At 67.4% G+C, this 12,860-nt stretch carries 12 protein-coding genes; 6 read left to right on the forward strand and 6 right to left on the reverse strand.

The features are described 5' to 3' along the window. Nucleotides 1-114: 114 nt before the first annotated feature. Nucleotides 115-789 carry an MtrAB system response regulator MtrA gene (mtrA, locus tag ACP3TD_RS13320; protein ID WP_015937620.1) on the reverse strand — a complete coding sequence of 225 codons (675 nt, stop codon included), beginning with the start codon at nt 787-789 and terminating at the stop codon, nt 115-117. Between the two features lie 180 nt (nt 790-969). Between mtrA and ACP3TD_RS13325 the strand changes: the two genes are divergently transcribed. Genes ACP3TD_RS13325 through ACP3TD_RS13350 form a run of 6 tightly spaced genes read left to right on the forward strand, consistent with a single transcriptional unit; the run spans nt 970 to nt 7,328 of the window. Next, a complete protein-coding gene (locus tag ACP3TD_RS13325) occupies nt 970-2,439 on the forward strand; it encodes a hypothetical protein (protein WP_426763454.1) in 1,470 nt (489 codons plus the stop codon). Next, nucleotides 2,429-3,076: a DUF4129 domain-containing protein gene (locus tag ACP3TD_RS13330; RefSeq protein WP_426763457.1), complete on the forward strand. Its 648-nt coding sequence runs from the start codon at nt 2,429-2,431 to the stop codon at nt 3,074-3,076. The genes ACP3TD_RS13325 and ACP3TD_RS13330 overlap by 11 nt, the downstream gene beginning before the upstream one ends. After that, entirely contained in the window at nt 3,073-4,263 is a 1,191-nt protein-coding gene (locus ACP3TD_RS13335; RefSeq protein ID WP_426763459.1) for a DUF4350 domain-containing protein, read from the forward strand. Before ACP3TD_RS13330 ends, ACP3TD_RS13335 begins: the two co-directional genes overlap by 4 nt. Beyond that, complete coding sequence (locus ACP3TD_RS13340) at nt 4,260-5,255, forward strand: AAA family ATPase (RefSeq protein WP_426763461.1); 996 nt, start codon at nt 4,260-4,262, stop codon at nt 5,253-5,255. Before ACP3TD_RS13335 ends, ACP3TD_RS13340 begins: the two co-directional genes overlap by 4 nt. Then, nucleotides 5,255-6,547, forward strand: a complete 1,293-nt coding sequence (locus ACP3TD_RS13345) for a DUF58 domain-containing protein (RefSeq protein WP_426763463.1) — start codon at nt 5,255-5,257, stop codon at nt 6,545-6,547. The genes ACP3TD_RS13340 and ACP3TD_RS13345 overlap by 1 nt, the downstream gene beginning before the upstream one ends. 31 nt (nt 6,548-6,578) lie before the next feature. Then, nucleotides 6,579-7,328, forward strand: coding sequence for a DUF4166 domain-containing protein (locus ACP3TD_RS13350; RefSeq protein ID WP_426763465.1), 750 nt, complete (start codon nt 6,579-6,581; stop codon nt 7,326-7,328). Nucleotides 7,329-7,342: 14 nt separating this feature from the next. Here the strand turns inward: ACP3TD_RS13350 and ACP3TD_RS13355 are convergent, their stop codons facing one another. The 5 genes from ACP3TD_RS13355 to ACP3TD_RS13375 all read right to left on the reverse strand — a co-directional run bounded on the left by ACP3TD_RS13355 (nt 7,343) and on the right by ACP3TD_RS13375 (nt 12,741). Continuing rightward, nucleotides 7,343-8,407, reverse strand: coding sequence for a hypothetical protein (locus tag ACP3TD_RS13355; RefSeq protein ID WP_426763468.1), 1,065 nt, complete (start codon nt 8,405-8,407; stop codon nt 7,343-7,345). After that, nucleotides 8,404-8,811 (reverse strand): chorismate mutase, encoded by a 408-nt coding sequence (locus ACP3TD_RS13360; protein WP_015937628.1) that lies wholly within the window; start codon nt 8,809-8,811, stop codon nt 8,404-8,406. The genes ACP3TD_RS13355 and ACP3TD_RS13360 overlap by 4 nt, the downstream gene beginning before the upstream one ends. Before the next feature lie 98 nt (nt 8,812-8,909). Beyond that, nucleotides 8,910-10,625, reverse strand: coding sequence for an ABC transporter ATP-binding protein (locus ACP3TD_RS13365; protein WP_426763471.1), 1,716 nt, complete (start codon nt 10,623-10,625; stop codon nt 8,910-8,912). Then, nucleotides 10,622-11,647: an ABC transporter permease gene (locus ACP3TD_RS13370; protein WP_426763472.1), complete on the reverse strand. Its 1,026-nt coding sequence runs from the start codon at nt 11,645-11,647 to the stop codon at nt 10,622-10,624. Before ACP3TD_RS13370 ends, ACP3TD_RS13365 begins: the two co-directional genes overlap by 4 nt. A gap of 2 nt (nt 11,648-11,649) precedes the next feature. Continuing rightward, the gene (locus tag ACP3TD_RS13375; RefSeq protein WP_426763473.1) at nt 11,650-12,741 is read right to left on the reverse strand and encodes an ABC transporter permease; all 1,092 of its coding nucleotides are present in this window, start codon (nt 12,739-12,741) and stop codon (nt 11,650-11,652) included. Nucleotides 12,742-12,860: the final 119 nt, after the last annotated feature.

Genomic DNA, 12,860 nt, shown 5'->3' on the forward strand with positions numbered 1-12,860 from the left:
GGCTGCGGTTCCTGGTGTGGCTGTGCCACGGCACGCTGTTCCGAATCCGCTGCTTCTCCGGGGGTCGCCTGGGCGGGGACGCCGGACCGGCGTTCCCCGTCGGAGGAAGCGGGGTCAGGCCCCTGCTTTGTAGCCGACACCACGCACCGTCAATACAACTTCCGGAGCTTCCGGGTCCTGCTCGATCTTGGACCGCAGGCGCTGGACATGGACATTGACCAGGCGGGTGTCTGCCGCGTGGCGGTACCCCCACACCTGTTCAAGCAGCAGCTCACGGGTGAACACCTGCCACGGTTTGCGGGCAAGGGCCACCAGGAGGTCGAATTCCAGCGGCGTCAGGGAGATCCGTTCGCTCCCGCGGCTTACCGTGTGCCCGGCAACGTCAATGGTGATGTCCGCGATCCGCAGGGTTTCCGGCGCCTTCTGGTCTCCCGGGCGGAGCCTGGCACGCACCCGTGCCACGAGTTCGGCGGGCTTGAACGGTTTTGGCACGTAATCATCGGCCCCGGATTCAAGGCCACGGACGACGTCGGACGTGTCCGCCTTGGCTGTAAGCATGACAATGGGCACGTCCGACTCAGCGCGGACCTGCCGGCAGACTTCTATGCCATCCACCCCGGGGAGCATAAGGTCCAGCAGGACCAGGTCCGGCCGCGATGACCGGAAGATGTCGAGCGCCTGGGCGCCGTCCGCGCAGAAGACGGGTTCAAAGCCGTCATTGCGAAGGACAATTCCAATCATTTCGGCCAGCGCTTCGTCATCATCAACCACCAGAATGCGTGCCTTCATAGTTATATATTCCCTTATCAGGGGGGCTTTGTCCTGTTGAGCGGCTTCGGCATGGCGGAACGCTAGGACGTCCGACGCCGGAACTATAGGCTGGAACCGTGCCGGACCTTCCCGGCGGCTTACGGCTGTCGGGGCCCGGCCGCGGGACAACGGTGCGGCCGGAATGGGGGAAGGAAGAGCGTGTCAGGACAGGATTCAGGCCGGGAGGAACCGGCCGGAGCGGAGCAGCCCTCCGACGGTTCCCGGGGTCCGTGGCCCGGCCAAAGCCAGGACGGCAGCGGCGGGTACCAGCGGAGCCGGAGCGATGACGGATGGGTGGCTCCGAACGGGGAAACTGCCGGCGAAAGCAACGGGGCATGGGGTGGAACGCCGTCGTGGGGTCCCCCCGGGCCATGGGGCCAGCAGCCAGGCCAGTATGGCCAAGCCCGGCCGGGTCCGGGCCAGCCACCGTCCGGCCAGCAGGCACCGTGGAATGGTTCCCCGCCGGTTTACCCTGGCGCAGCCTATCCGCAGCAGCCTTACGGAACGCCCTATGGACCCGGCTCGGGGAACCAGAACGGCAACCAGTTTGGAAGCCCCTACGGACAGCCCCGCTATGTTGCCCCGCCAAAACCCGGCATCGTTCCACTGCGGCCGCTGATGTTCGGCGAAATCCTTGACGGCTCCTTCCAGGCCATCCGCCGGAATCCGAAAGCCATGCTCGGTGCCGCCCTGCTGGCGCAATCGCTCTCGGCGATACTCGCCGCCGTCGTCACGGCCGTGTCCGCCACATCTGCCGGCTCCATCGAAGCCTGGGTGGAGGGCGCCAGCCCCGCGGACTTGGCCGGCATGGGATTCGGCTTCGCAGGCGCCATCCTGGTGGTCAGTATCCTGACGGTCGTTATTTCTGCGGTGCTGCAGGGTGCCATGGTGGTGCCGGTCGCCCGCTCGATCCTCAACAGGCCCACGGGGTTCCGCCAGATGTGGGCCCTCGCCAAGTCCAGGGCCGGCGCTCTGATTGGCCTCGCTGCGCTGCTGGTGGCAGCCGTGCTGCTTGCTTTCCTGATATTCGGTGGCGTGGCCTTCGCGCTCATCGCCGGAACCGACCGGTCAGCGGGCGCCCTGTTCCTGATTCCCCTTGTTCCTGCCTTCATTGCAGTGTTCGCCTGGATCGCCATCAAGGTCATGGTGGCCCCTGCCGCGGTGGTCATCGAGGAAGTTGGTCCGCTCGCCGCCTTGCGCCGGTCCTGGCAGCTGACCCGCGCCAACTGGTGGCGGATCTTTGGAATGACCCTGGTGGTGAGTCTTTTGGTGGGCGTGATCAGCCAGGTGGTGATGATCCCGGTCAGTCTGCTGACCAGTTTCCTCGGCACCGTGGTCTCACCCCACGGCGGATCCGGACAGGACGCGGGGATGGCGGTGGCTATAGGGATCGCCACCGCCATCCTCGGTGCCCTGGTGGGTGCATTGGGTTACGCGTTCCAGACGTCGGTGATGGCCTTGCTGTACATGGACCTCCGCATGCGGAAGGACGGCCTGGACATCACGCTCCTCCGCCTGCTCGAGACGGGCGCTGATCCCGACGGCGTTCCTGGCCGGGGTGCTGCATTCACCGCACCGGGCCACGGTTCCCAGGGGCCGTCCGGAAGTGCATGGCCGGATGTCCGCTGAACCCCCGGTGCTTCCCGACGCGGACCAGGCACGCAGGTGGGCCGCGGAGGAGCTGGCAAAGCCTGAGTACCGGGAAGCCGGGCCGTCCTGGCTGGAGACCGTGTGGCGGGGCTTCCTCGAGTGGCTGGGTTCCCTGGACGGCCCCTCGGGACCTGACGGGTCGGTTCCCACCCCGGTCATAGGCATCGTTATCGTCCTGGTCCTGGCCGTGGCCATTGTCCTGGCCCGCCCACGGCTCAACCCGGCCGCCCGGAAGCCGAAGGACGTCTTTGGTGCTGACAGCACCCTCACTTCCACGGACTACCGCCGGCGCGCCACTGAGGCCGCGGCCGCCGGAAAGTGGGGCGACGCCGTCGTCGAGCGTTTCCGTGCCCTGGTGCGCTCGGCCGAGGACAGGGCCGTCATCGATCCGCAGCCGGGCCGGACCGCGGATGAAACCGCTCGGGAGCTCTCCGTGCCGTTCAGTGCTGAGGCGCAGCGGCTGGCCAGGGCAGCCGCTGCCTTCGATGCGGTCCGCTACGGCAACAGGCCTGCCGGCAGCGCGGAGTACCAGGACATGGTCCGGCTCGATGACGCCCTGGCGGCAGCCAAACCCGAACGCCCCCTGGACCGGCGCCAGCCGGCGGTCCTGCCATGACCGGACACGCGACTGAGGCTGCCCGGGAAGCGGGCCCGGGGCATGCTGGCCGCCCGTCCTTCCGGTCCCGGCTGCGCCGCCACCGGGGACTGGCCGCATTCGGCGCGCTGGTCGCCGTCGGGCTTGGCCTTGTGATCTGGGCCCAGCTGGCGCCCAAGGGAGACGTCGTCCCCCTGTCCGTGAGCAATGCCGGCCCTGACGGCGCCCGTGCCGTCGCCCAAATCCTTGGCGACCACGGGGTGGAGGTCCACGACGTCCGGAACTACGACGCTGCAACGGCTGCCCTGGACGGCAGTTCATCCCCTACCCTCCTGCTTTACGACCGGAACGGAGCCCTGGACGGGCAGCGCCTCCGTGACCTCGCGGACTCGAGTGCCCGGGTAGTGGTGGTCTCACCACGCCTTGAGACGCTCCGCGCCCTGGACAGTGGCATCCGGCAGGCAGGCGTTGTGCCGGACGGCACGCCCGCGCTGGACCCCGGCTGCTCCCTTCCGGATGCGCGGGCGGCAGGCCAGGTCAGCGGCGGGTCAGGATTCGTGTACGACGGCGGGACCACCTGTTTTCGCCCGTCCGGCTCGGCCGCCGGGGTGCTTGCGGCCGGCGCTGACGGCAGGCTGGTGGTCCTCGGCAGCACCGCAGTGCTGGGAAACGAACGGCTGGACGAGCTGGGAAATGCCGCCCTCGGGCTGCGGCTCCTGGGCGCCTCCCCTGACCTGGTGTGGTACCTGCCGTCCCTGGAGGACATGGACTTCACCGGCTCGCCGCGCACCCTCGACGAACTGGCCCCGGACTGGGTGCGATTCGTGGGCCCGTGGCTGGTGGTCGTCGCCCTCGCCGCCATCGCATGGCGCGGCCGGCGGCACGGGCCGCTGGTCTTCGAGCCCCTTCCCGTGGTGGTCAAGGCAGTGGAGACTGCCGAGGGCCGCGCCCGGCTCTACCACGACTACCGCGCCCTGGATCAAGCCCGGGACAACCTGCGCGCGGGCACGTTGTCCCGCCTGGCGGCAGCCCTCCGGCTTGGTCCGGGAGCCACCGCTGAGGCCATCGTTGATGCCGCCGCACGTCACTTGGCTATGCCAGCATCCACGGTCAGCGGCCTTGTCAATGAACATCCCCGCAGCGAGGCCCGCCTGGTGGCCTGGGCCCGGGAACTGCACACCCTGGAGAAAGAGGTCAAAAGACGATGAGCGAACATGGCAGCGGCCAACGGGTCCTTGACCCGATGGAGCACGACTCCGCCCGGCAGGCCCTCCTGGATGTCCGGCATGAAGTGGCCAAAGCCGTGGTGGGACAGGACGCCACCGTCACCGGCCTGCTGATAGCCCTGCTGTCGCAGGGCCATGTCCTCTTGGAGGGGGTTCCCGGCGTAGCCAAGACCCTGCTGGTGCGGGCGTTGTCCGCGGCACTGGATCTGGAGACCAAGCGGGTCCAGTTCACCCCGGACCTCATGCCCGGCGATGTGACAGGGTCGCTGGTCTACGATTCCCACACGTCCGAATTCACGTTCCGCGAGGGACCGGTCTTCACCAACCTGCTGCTGGCCGACGAAATCAACAGGACCCCGCCCAAGACGCAGGCCTCGCTGCTCGAAGCCATGGAAGAACGCCAGGTCTCGGTGGACGGGGAGCCCCGCCCGTTGCCGTCGCCCTTCCTGGTTGCCGCCACCCAGAACCCGGTGGAGTACGAGGGAACCTATCCCCTGCCGGAGGCGCAGCTGGACCGGTTCCTGCTCAAGCTCACCATGCCATTGCCGGAGCGCGGCGACGAGGTGGAAGTCATCAGGCGCCACGCGGCAGGTTTCGACCCCCGGGACCTGGCCGCGGCAGGTGTGCGTCCCGTAGCGGATGCCCGTGACCTGGAGCGGGCCAGACACGCAGTGGCCACCGTGGACGTGGCCCCCGAAATCATCGGATACATCGTTGACCTCGTGCGGGCTACCCGGACTGCCCCGTCCTTCCTGCTGGGTGTATCGCCACGCGGGGCGACAGCATTGCTGAACACGTCCCGGGCCTGGGCATGGCTGTCCGGCCGGACGTTCGTCACACCGGACGACGTCAAGGCGCTCGCCCTCCCCTGCCTGCGGCACCGGGTGGCCCTGCAGCCGGAAGCACAGATGGACGGGGTGCAGGTGGATGACGTGCTGGGCAGCATCCTGGCGTCGGTCCCCGTCCCGCGCTGATGGCCATTTCCGGGCGTTTTGTCCTCCTGGTACTGCTGGGGCTGATACCGGTCCTGCTGCTGCCGGGGTGGGGCTCGTTCTTCGCCGTGGCCGCTGTGCTCGCAGCCGTTGCAGGCGCTGACCTTGCCCTGGCCGGATCACCCCGCTTGCTGCAGGTGGTCCGCAGCGGGCCCGTCAACGTCGCCCTCAACGCGCCGGCGCACGCCGCGCTCACCATCCATAACAACGGACGGCGCCGCGTGCGCGGCAGTTTCCGCGACGCCTGGCAGCCTTCGGCCGGGGCGGCGAACCCGATCCAGCTGGTGGAAGTGCCCGCGGGCGAAAGCCGGCGTGCCGCCGTCGTGCTCCGGCCTGTCCGGCGCGGCGACCTGAAATCGCCGCATGTAACCTTCCGTTCTTTCGGCCCCATGAGGCTTGCCGCCCGGCAGCGGACCGTCATGTCTGCCGGGTCGATCCGGGTGCTTCCGCCGTTCAATTCGCGGCGGCACCTGCCCTCGAAGCTGCAGAAACTCCGCGAGCTCGACGGCAAGGCGGCGGTCCAGATCCGCGGCGCCGGCACCGAGTTCGACTCACTGCGCGACTACGTCCGGGGCGACGACGTCCGGTCCATCGACTGGCGGGCAACGGCGCGGCGCTCCGCCGTGGTGGTGCGGACCTGGCGTCCCGAACGGGACCGCCGCGTGGTGATGGTGCTGGACACCTCCCGCACCGCGGCGGCCAGGATCGACGACGAGACGCGGCTGGACAGCGGCCTGGAAGCTGCGCTGCTGCTTGGCGTCCTCGCCGAGCGCGGCGGAGACCGGGTGGACTTCCTCGCTTTCGACCGCAGGGCACGCGCCCGGGCAGGCACCGCGGGCAAGGGCAACCTGCTGGGACGGCTTGTCCAGGCCATGGCACCGCTGGAACCGGAACTCATCGAGATGGACTGGGCCGCCGTTCCTGCCCAGGTACGTGCGGTAACTGCGCACCGTTCCCTGGTGGTGCTGCTGACCAGCCTCGACGGCGGCGCACCGGAGGAAGGCCTGATTCCCGCGGCGGCGCAGCTTGCCGCCCAGCACGTGGTGGTGGTGGCCGCGGTGCGTGACCCCCAACTGGGCGCCATGTTGGCCGAACGCAGCGATGCTGCAGCAGTCTTCAGGGCAGCCGCCGCCGAACGTGCACTCCTCCAGCGTGCCGCCGTCAGCGCTGAACTCCGCCGTTTTGGCGTGGAGGTGGTTGATGCCGAACCGCACCAGCTGCCCCCGGGGCTGGCCGACATGTACATCCGGCTCAAGGCTGCCGGTAGATTGTGAATCACGCGCCGCAATCCAGCAGGAGGTCCCTATGAACGCACCGATTTATCAGCAGGCCCTGGGCGCGGACTTCAGCCGGCTCCAGCCGGAACTCCAGGAGTACTTTTCCCTGGTGCCCGGCTCGGGGCGGTACGGCGTTGGTGAGGGAACGTTCGATGTCGTGGGCTGCAGACAGTCCTGGCTGCGCCCACTCATGCGGCTTACCAGCAGCGAAGAGGCGTTCTTTCCGGAGTACGGCGAGAATGTCCCGTTCCGGATCGAGAACCACGCGCACCTCGATCCCTTCGGCCGTTCCAGCCTGACGGCACGGCGGGAGATCCGCTTTACGGGCCGCACCCGCATGTTCCAGGACACCACCAGCGTCAACCAGCGGAGCGACGGGCAGGAGCAGGGCGAAGGGAAGGGGCCGAGCGGCGGAGGCCACCTGGTGGACTATGTGGGACGGTACCGGCGGATGGTCACCGACCTGAACCTCAGCGTGACCCCGGAGGGAAGGTTGCGCGGCGTATCCGAGGCTTCCCGCCTCTTCCTCGGGCCGCTGCGCATTCCCCTGCCGTCTGCGCTGGACGCCAAGGCCTACGCCGAGCAGTGGTGGGATCCGGCCGAGGGCCCCGCCGGCAGGCACCGCATCCAGGTCAAGGTCATCCAACCGCAGATCGGCCTGGTGCTGGTGTACGCCGGCAGCTTCGATTACCGTCTGCGGCCCTATACCGGGGGCAGCTCCGCCCAGAGTTTCCTGCCGCGTTACGCTCAGCCTGATCGATGGGAAAACCGGACCTGAGCGTCCGGGCCGGCCTAGCCGAGGGCCTGCTGGTTCAGTCCATCGGCCACCTTGATCAGCTGGCCCAGGAGTTCCTGTGCCCGGGACGGGGTGACGGCGGCGAGCCCGGATGAGGGAGTGATCCGGACGCTGCTGATGGCTGCGGCAGGAAGCCCGAGCTGCCGCCACGGGCGCCAGACTGCGTCAACGCAGTCGGCGGTCTTCGTCCGGGCAGTGCCGGCCACGTCCAGCGCACCGATCCAGAGCCGCTTTCCCGCTTCAGCGGCACCCGCCAGCTGTTCCCACTGGCGGGTGGTCAGCGCCTTGAGCGGCACGGCGATACCGTCGGCACCGGCCGCGAGGATCTGTTCGAACGGCGCTTCCACCTCAGGTACCGCAATAACAGTTTCCACGGCGCCGGCATCGCGTAATGCATCAAGGACGAGGCGCCACGACTCCCGGGCTTCGGAACCCGCCACCGCACGGAGCGTACGGTAGCCGCTGGCCGTGGGGATGGTGCCGGCCAGGACCGCAGCGATGTCCGGTTCGTCAAGCTGGACAACCAGCCGGGCCCCGGGCACGGCGGCCGCCACCCTGCCGAGGTAGGTTCCCATGCCGGCAGCCAGCGACGCCGCAAGGTCGCGCCGGGCACCGTAGTCGATCAGGGCACGCTCACCGTTATGCAGGTGCAGTCCCGCAGCAAGGCTCATGGGGCCCACCAGCTGAATCTTGATTTCCGCGGCAGGACTGTCTTCTGCGCCTGCGACATCGGCCAGGATGTTGATGTCCGTGGACAATGCCGAGGCCGCGCGGCGGTAATCCTTGCCCGGCCGGTCCACCAGGCGCCAGCCGAAGGGCTGTACATCGACGGCCAGCTCTTCAAGGAGGGACGCGGTGCGCCCCAATGCGTCGGAGCCGACGCCGCGGGCCGGGAGCTCGGCAAGGAACGGCATGTGCGGGCTGCCGAGTTCGCCACGGATGATCCGCGCTGCCTCATAGGGGTCTTCACCCGGCCACTGCCCCAGTGCCGTCGCGGTCACTTCCGTGGGCAGGAGCTGTTCCGGCGCCGGAGCGGAAGCCCCGGGGTGTTGGGCGGTCACGCGCGCGTCGGCGCCTGCGCCTGCCGGCCGGTCGCCGCCTGGTGGTCCTCGGCAATGGCTTCGTGGTGCCGGATCACTTCGCCAATGATGAAGTTGAGGAACTTCTCGGCGAACGCAGGATCCAGGTGCGCATCCTCCGCCAGCCTCCGAAGCCTCGCGATCTGGGCCGCTTCCCTCCCGGGATCGCCCGCTGGCAGGCGGTGGTTGGCTTTGAGGAATCCGACTTTCTGCGTTGCCTTGAACCGCTCGGCCAGCAGGTACACCAGCGTCGCATCGATGTTATCGATGCTGGAGCGGATTGACAGCAGTTCAGCCATCACCGACTGGTCGACCTGGCCGGCCAGCGAACTGGCGGCGGGGTCGAAATCGTCGGAATCGGAGGAATGGAGGTTGTGCTGCGTCATGCATCCAGTCTATGGGCAGGCAGCCTATTGAACCGGCTGTGAAGCGCCGGTGCAGCGTTTGCCGCACCGGCGCTTCACACGGTTCCCGAACCCCGCGCCTAGAGGCCCAGCAGTGCCCGGCTTTCTTCCCGACGCCGGGCCTGCTCGTCGGGATCGGGAACCGGAAGCGATGCGATCAGGCGGCGGGTGTAGTCGTGTTGCGGGCTTCCCATGACCTGGCTGCCGATCCCCTGTTCCACGAGCTTTCCCTTGTACAGCACGCCCACCCACGTGGACAGGATGTCTACCACCGCGAGGTCGTGGCTGATGAACAGGCAGCCGAAACCGAACTCCTCCTGGATGTCCCGGAAAAGCTCCAGGACCTTCGCCTGGACCGAGACGTCGAGGGCCGACGTCGGCTCGTCCGCAATCAGCAGCCGCGGGTTCAGGCTCAGCGCGCGCGCCAGGGACGCCCGCTGCCGCTGCCCGCCGGAGAGTTCATGCGGGTACCGTCCCGCATACGACGCCGGGAGCTGGACTGATTCGAGCAGCTCACCGACGCGTTTGCGCGCCTGCGCTTCGCTGGGCCGGGTGTGGATCACCATAGGCTCGGCGATGCAGTCCCCGATGGTCAGTTGCGGGTTGAAGGAAGCGGCCGGGTCCTGGAAGACGAAGCCGATGTCCTTGCGGAGCGGTTTGAACGTCCTTTCCCGCAGGTCCAGCATCTCGTAGCCCAGGACCTTGAGGCTGCCGCCGGTGGTCCGGTTCAGGCCGGCGATGGCCCGCCCAATGGTGGTCTTGCCGGAGCCGGACTCCCCCACCAGTCCGAAAACCTCACCCCTGGACAGGGTGAAACTGACGCCGTCCACTGCCTTGAAGGCCGGTGTTCCCAGCCTTCCCGGGTATTCGATGGTGAGGTTTTTCGCCTCGACCAGCACCTCCTCCTCCTGGTGGCGCCGTTCCGTCAGCCCTTCCGACGCCGAGTTCCGGCCCAGGTGCGGCACCGCGGCCAGGAGCTGCCGGGTGTACTCCTGCTTCGGCTCGGCGAACAGCTTCCGCGCCGGCGCCTCTTCCACGATGTCGCCCCGGTACATCACCACCACCCTGTCAGCCAGGTCTGCCACCACGCCCATGTTGTGGGTGATCAGGACGATCGAGGTGCCGTATTGGCCGCGCAGGTCGCGGAGCAGTTCCAGGATTTCCGCCTGGACGGTGACGTCGAGGGCCGTGGTGGGTTCATCAGCCACGATCAGTCCGGGGTTCAGTGCGAGGGCTGCTGCAATAACCACCCGCTGCTTCTGCCCGCCGGAGAACTGGTGCGGGTAGTAGTTCACCCGGTGTTCAGGATCCGGGATACCCACCTTGCGCAGGGCATCGATGGCACGTTCCTTGGCTTCCTTGGCTGAGACCCGCTTGCCGCCACCCTGTCCGGAGTGGGCGCGGATACCCTCTGCGATCTGCCAGCCGACAGTAAAGACCGGATTCAGCGCCGTGGACGGTTCCTGGAACACCATTGCCACGTCCCGCCCGCGGATCTGGCGCAGGCGGGCAGGGCTGAGGCTGATGATGTTGGTGCCGTTGATGAGGACGGCGCCGGAACTGGTGGCCGTTTCAGGTAGCAGGCCGAGGATGGTTTTGGCGGTGACGGTCTTGCCCGAGCCCGACTCCCCAACGATGGCCAGGACTTCACCGGCCTTGAGTTCCAGGCTCACATCCTTGACGGCATGAACGTCGCCGGAGTCGGTGGCGAAGGTGACCTGCAGATGGTCGATGCCAAGGACGGTCTTCGGTCCGGGGCCTCCGCTGCCCGTTGGAGTGTCCAGGTTTTCGGTCACGGGTTGCTCGATTCTGTGTCTGGTCCCGGGGCGGCGTTATAGGCAGGGGAAGCGGCCGGGGCCTTGCGGTTCGCCCGCTTGCGGCCGCGCAGGCGGGGATCGTTGAGGTCATTGATGCTTTCACCCACCAGGGTCAGTCCCAGGACCACCCACACAATGGCCAGGCCCGGGAAGACTCCCGTCCACCAGATACCGGAGGTGGTGTCGGCAAGGGCCTTGCTCAGGTCGAAGCCCCATTCGGACGCCGAGCTGGGTTCGATGCCGAAGCCCAGGAAACCCAGTGCGGCGAGTGTGAGGATCGCCTCGGAAGCGTTGAGCGTGAAGATCAGTGGCAATGTGCGCGTGGCGTTCCGGTAGATGTGGCGGGTGATGATGCGCAGGTTCGACGCACCTACCACCTTGGCGGACTCAACGAACGGTTCGGCTTTGAGCCGGATGGTCTCGGCCCTGATGACCCGGAAGTACTGCGGTATGAACACCACCGTGATGGATATGGCCGCTGCCATGACACCACCGAAGAGGCTGGACTGTCCCCCGCTGATCACGATGGCCATGACGATCGCCAGCAGCAGTGAAGGGAATGCGTAGATGGCGTCCGCCACCACCACCAGGATCCGGTCAAGCCAGCCGCCGATGTAGCCGCTGACGAGGCCAAGGATGACGCCGGCAAAGATGGACAGCACCACGGCGATGATGATGACCAGCAGTGCCGTCTGGGTTCCCCACATCACGCGGGAGAGGACGTCGTAGCCACCAACGGTGGTGCCCAGCGGGTGCTTGCCGCCGGGCGGCTGCTGGGCGGGAAAGTTTCCGTCGCTGTCAGACAGTTGGGCGAACCCGTACGGGGCGATGAAGGGGGCAAGCAGTGCGGTCAGGAGAAAGACTGCCGTCAGGACGAGGCCCATGATGAGCATCCCGCGCTGCAGTCCCACGCTTTGGCGCACATGCGACACCACCGGGAGCCGAAGGAAGAAGGAGGCCCGCGGGTTGGCCACGGGTACTGGAGCTTCAGTTGTGGACATGGTCAGTACCTCACCCGCGGGTCGATCAGCGCGGCGACGACGTCCACGATGAAGTTGGTGGTGGCTACGATGACTGCCAGGAGCACCACAATGCCCTGGACGGCAACGTAGTCGCGGGCCGTGAGGTACGTTGCCAGTTGGAAGCCCAGCCCCTTCCACTCGAAGGTCTTCTCCGTCAGGACTGCACCACCGAGCATCACGGCGATCTGCAATCCCATCACCGTGATGATCGGAATCAGCGCCGGTTTGTAAGCGTGCTTGGTCACCAGCCTGAACTCGCTGACCCCGCGTGAACGGCCGGCCTCGACATAGTCCTTGCCGAGCGTGCCGATGACGTTCGTGCGCACGAGGCGGAGGAAGATCCCTGCCGTCAGCAGGCCCAGGGCAATGGCCGGAAGCACCGCGTGGGCCATGACGTCGCCCAGGGCAGCCATGTTCCCGCTGCGCAATGCGTCCAGCCAGTAAATTCCCGTGGGAGCCTGGAGCGACGTCAGTGCCAGTTCGCTGGAGGTCTTCGCCCGCCCGGCCACCGGCAGCCAGCCCAGCCAGACGGAGAACGTCAGCTTCAGCAGCAGTCCGGCGAAGAACACGGGGGTGGCGTAGCAGAGGATGGCGAAGATGCGCAGGACGGCGTCCGGAAGATGGTCCCTGCGCTGTGCCGCCAGCATGCCCAGCGGAATGCCGACGAGGAGCGCCACGATCAGGGCGTTGATACTCAGTTCCAGGGTGGCGGACCCGTAGGTGCCGAGCATTTCTGTCACTTTGCGGTTGTCGGACAGTGTGGTGCCGAAGTTGCCGGTCACCAGCTGTCCCAGGTATTCGAAGTACTGCACCAGGAGCGGCCGGTCGTACCCGGCGGCGGTGATCCGCTGCTGCAGCTGGTCTGGCGGCAGCCTGCCGCCCATCGCGGCGGTGATCGGGTCGCCTGTGATCCTCATGAGGAAGAACACCATGGTGACCAGGATGAAAATAGTGGGGAAAATCAGGAGGAAACGGATCAGAATGTACTGGCCAAGTCCCCCGCCGGACGACTTCTTCCTGGCCGGCAACAGGCCGTCGGAATCTTCCGGCGGCGCTTCAATCAATGTGGTCATCGGATTACCTAAAAGCTAAAGCCCGCGCCATTGCTCCCCCACAGGACTGGCTGGTGGCGGCCAACGGGGCGGGATGCTGGTGCATCCCGCCCCGTTGGCCGCCGTGGGCAGAATTGGCC

Origin of the sequence: Pseudarthrobacter sp. 1G09, assembly GCF_050038305.1 — a bacterium.
Classification (GTDB): domain Bacteria; phylum Actinomycetota; class Actinomycetes; order Actinomycetales; family Micrococcaceae; genus Arthrobacter; species Arthrobacter equi.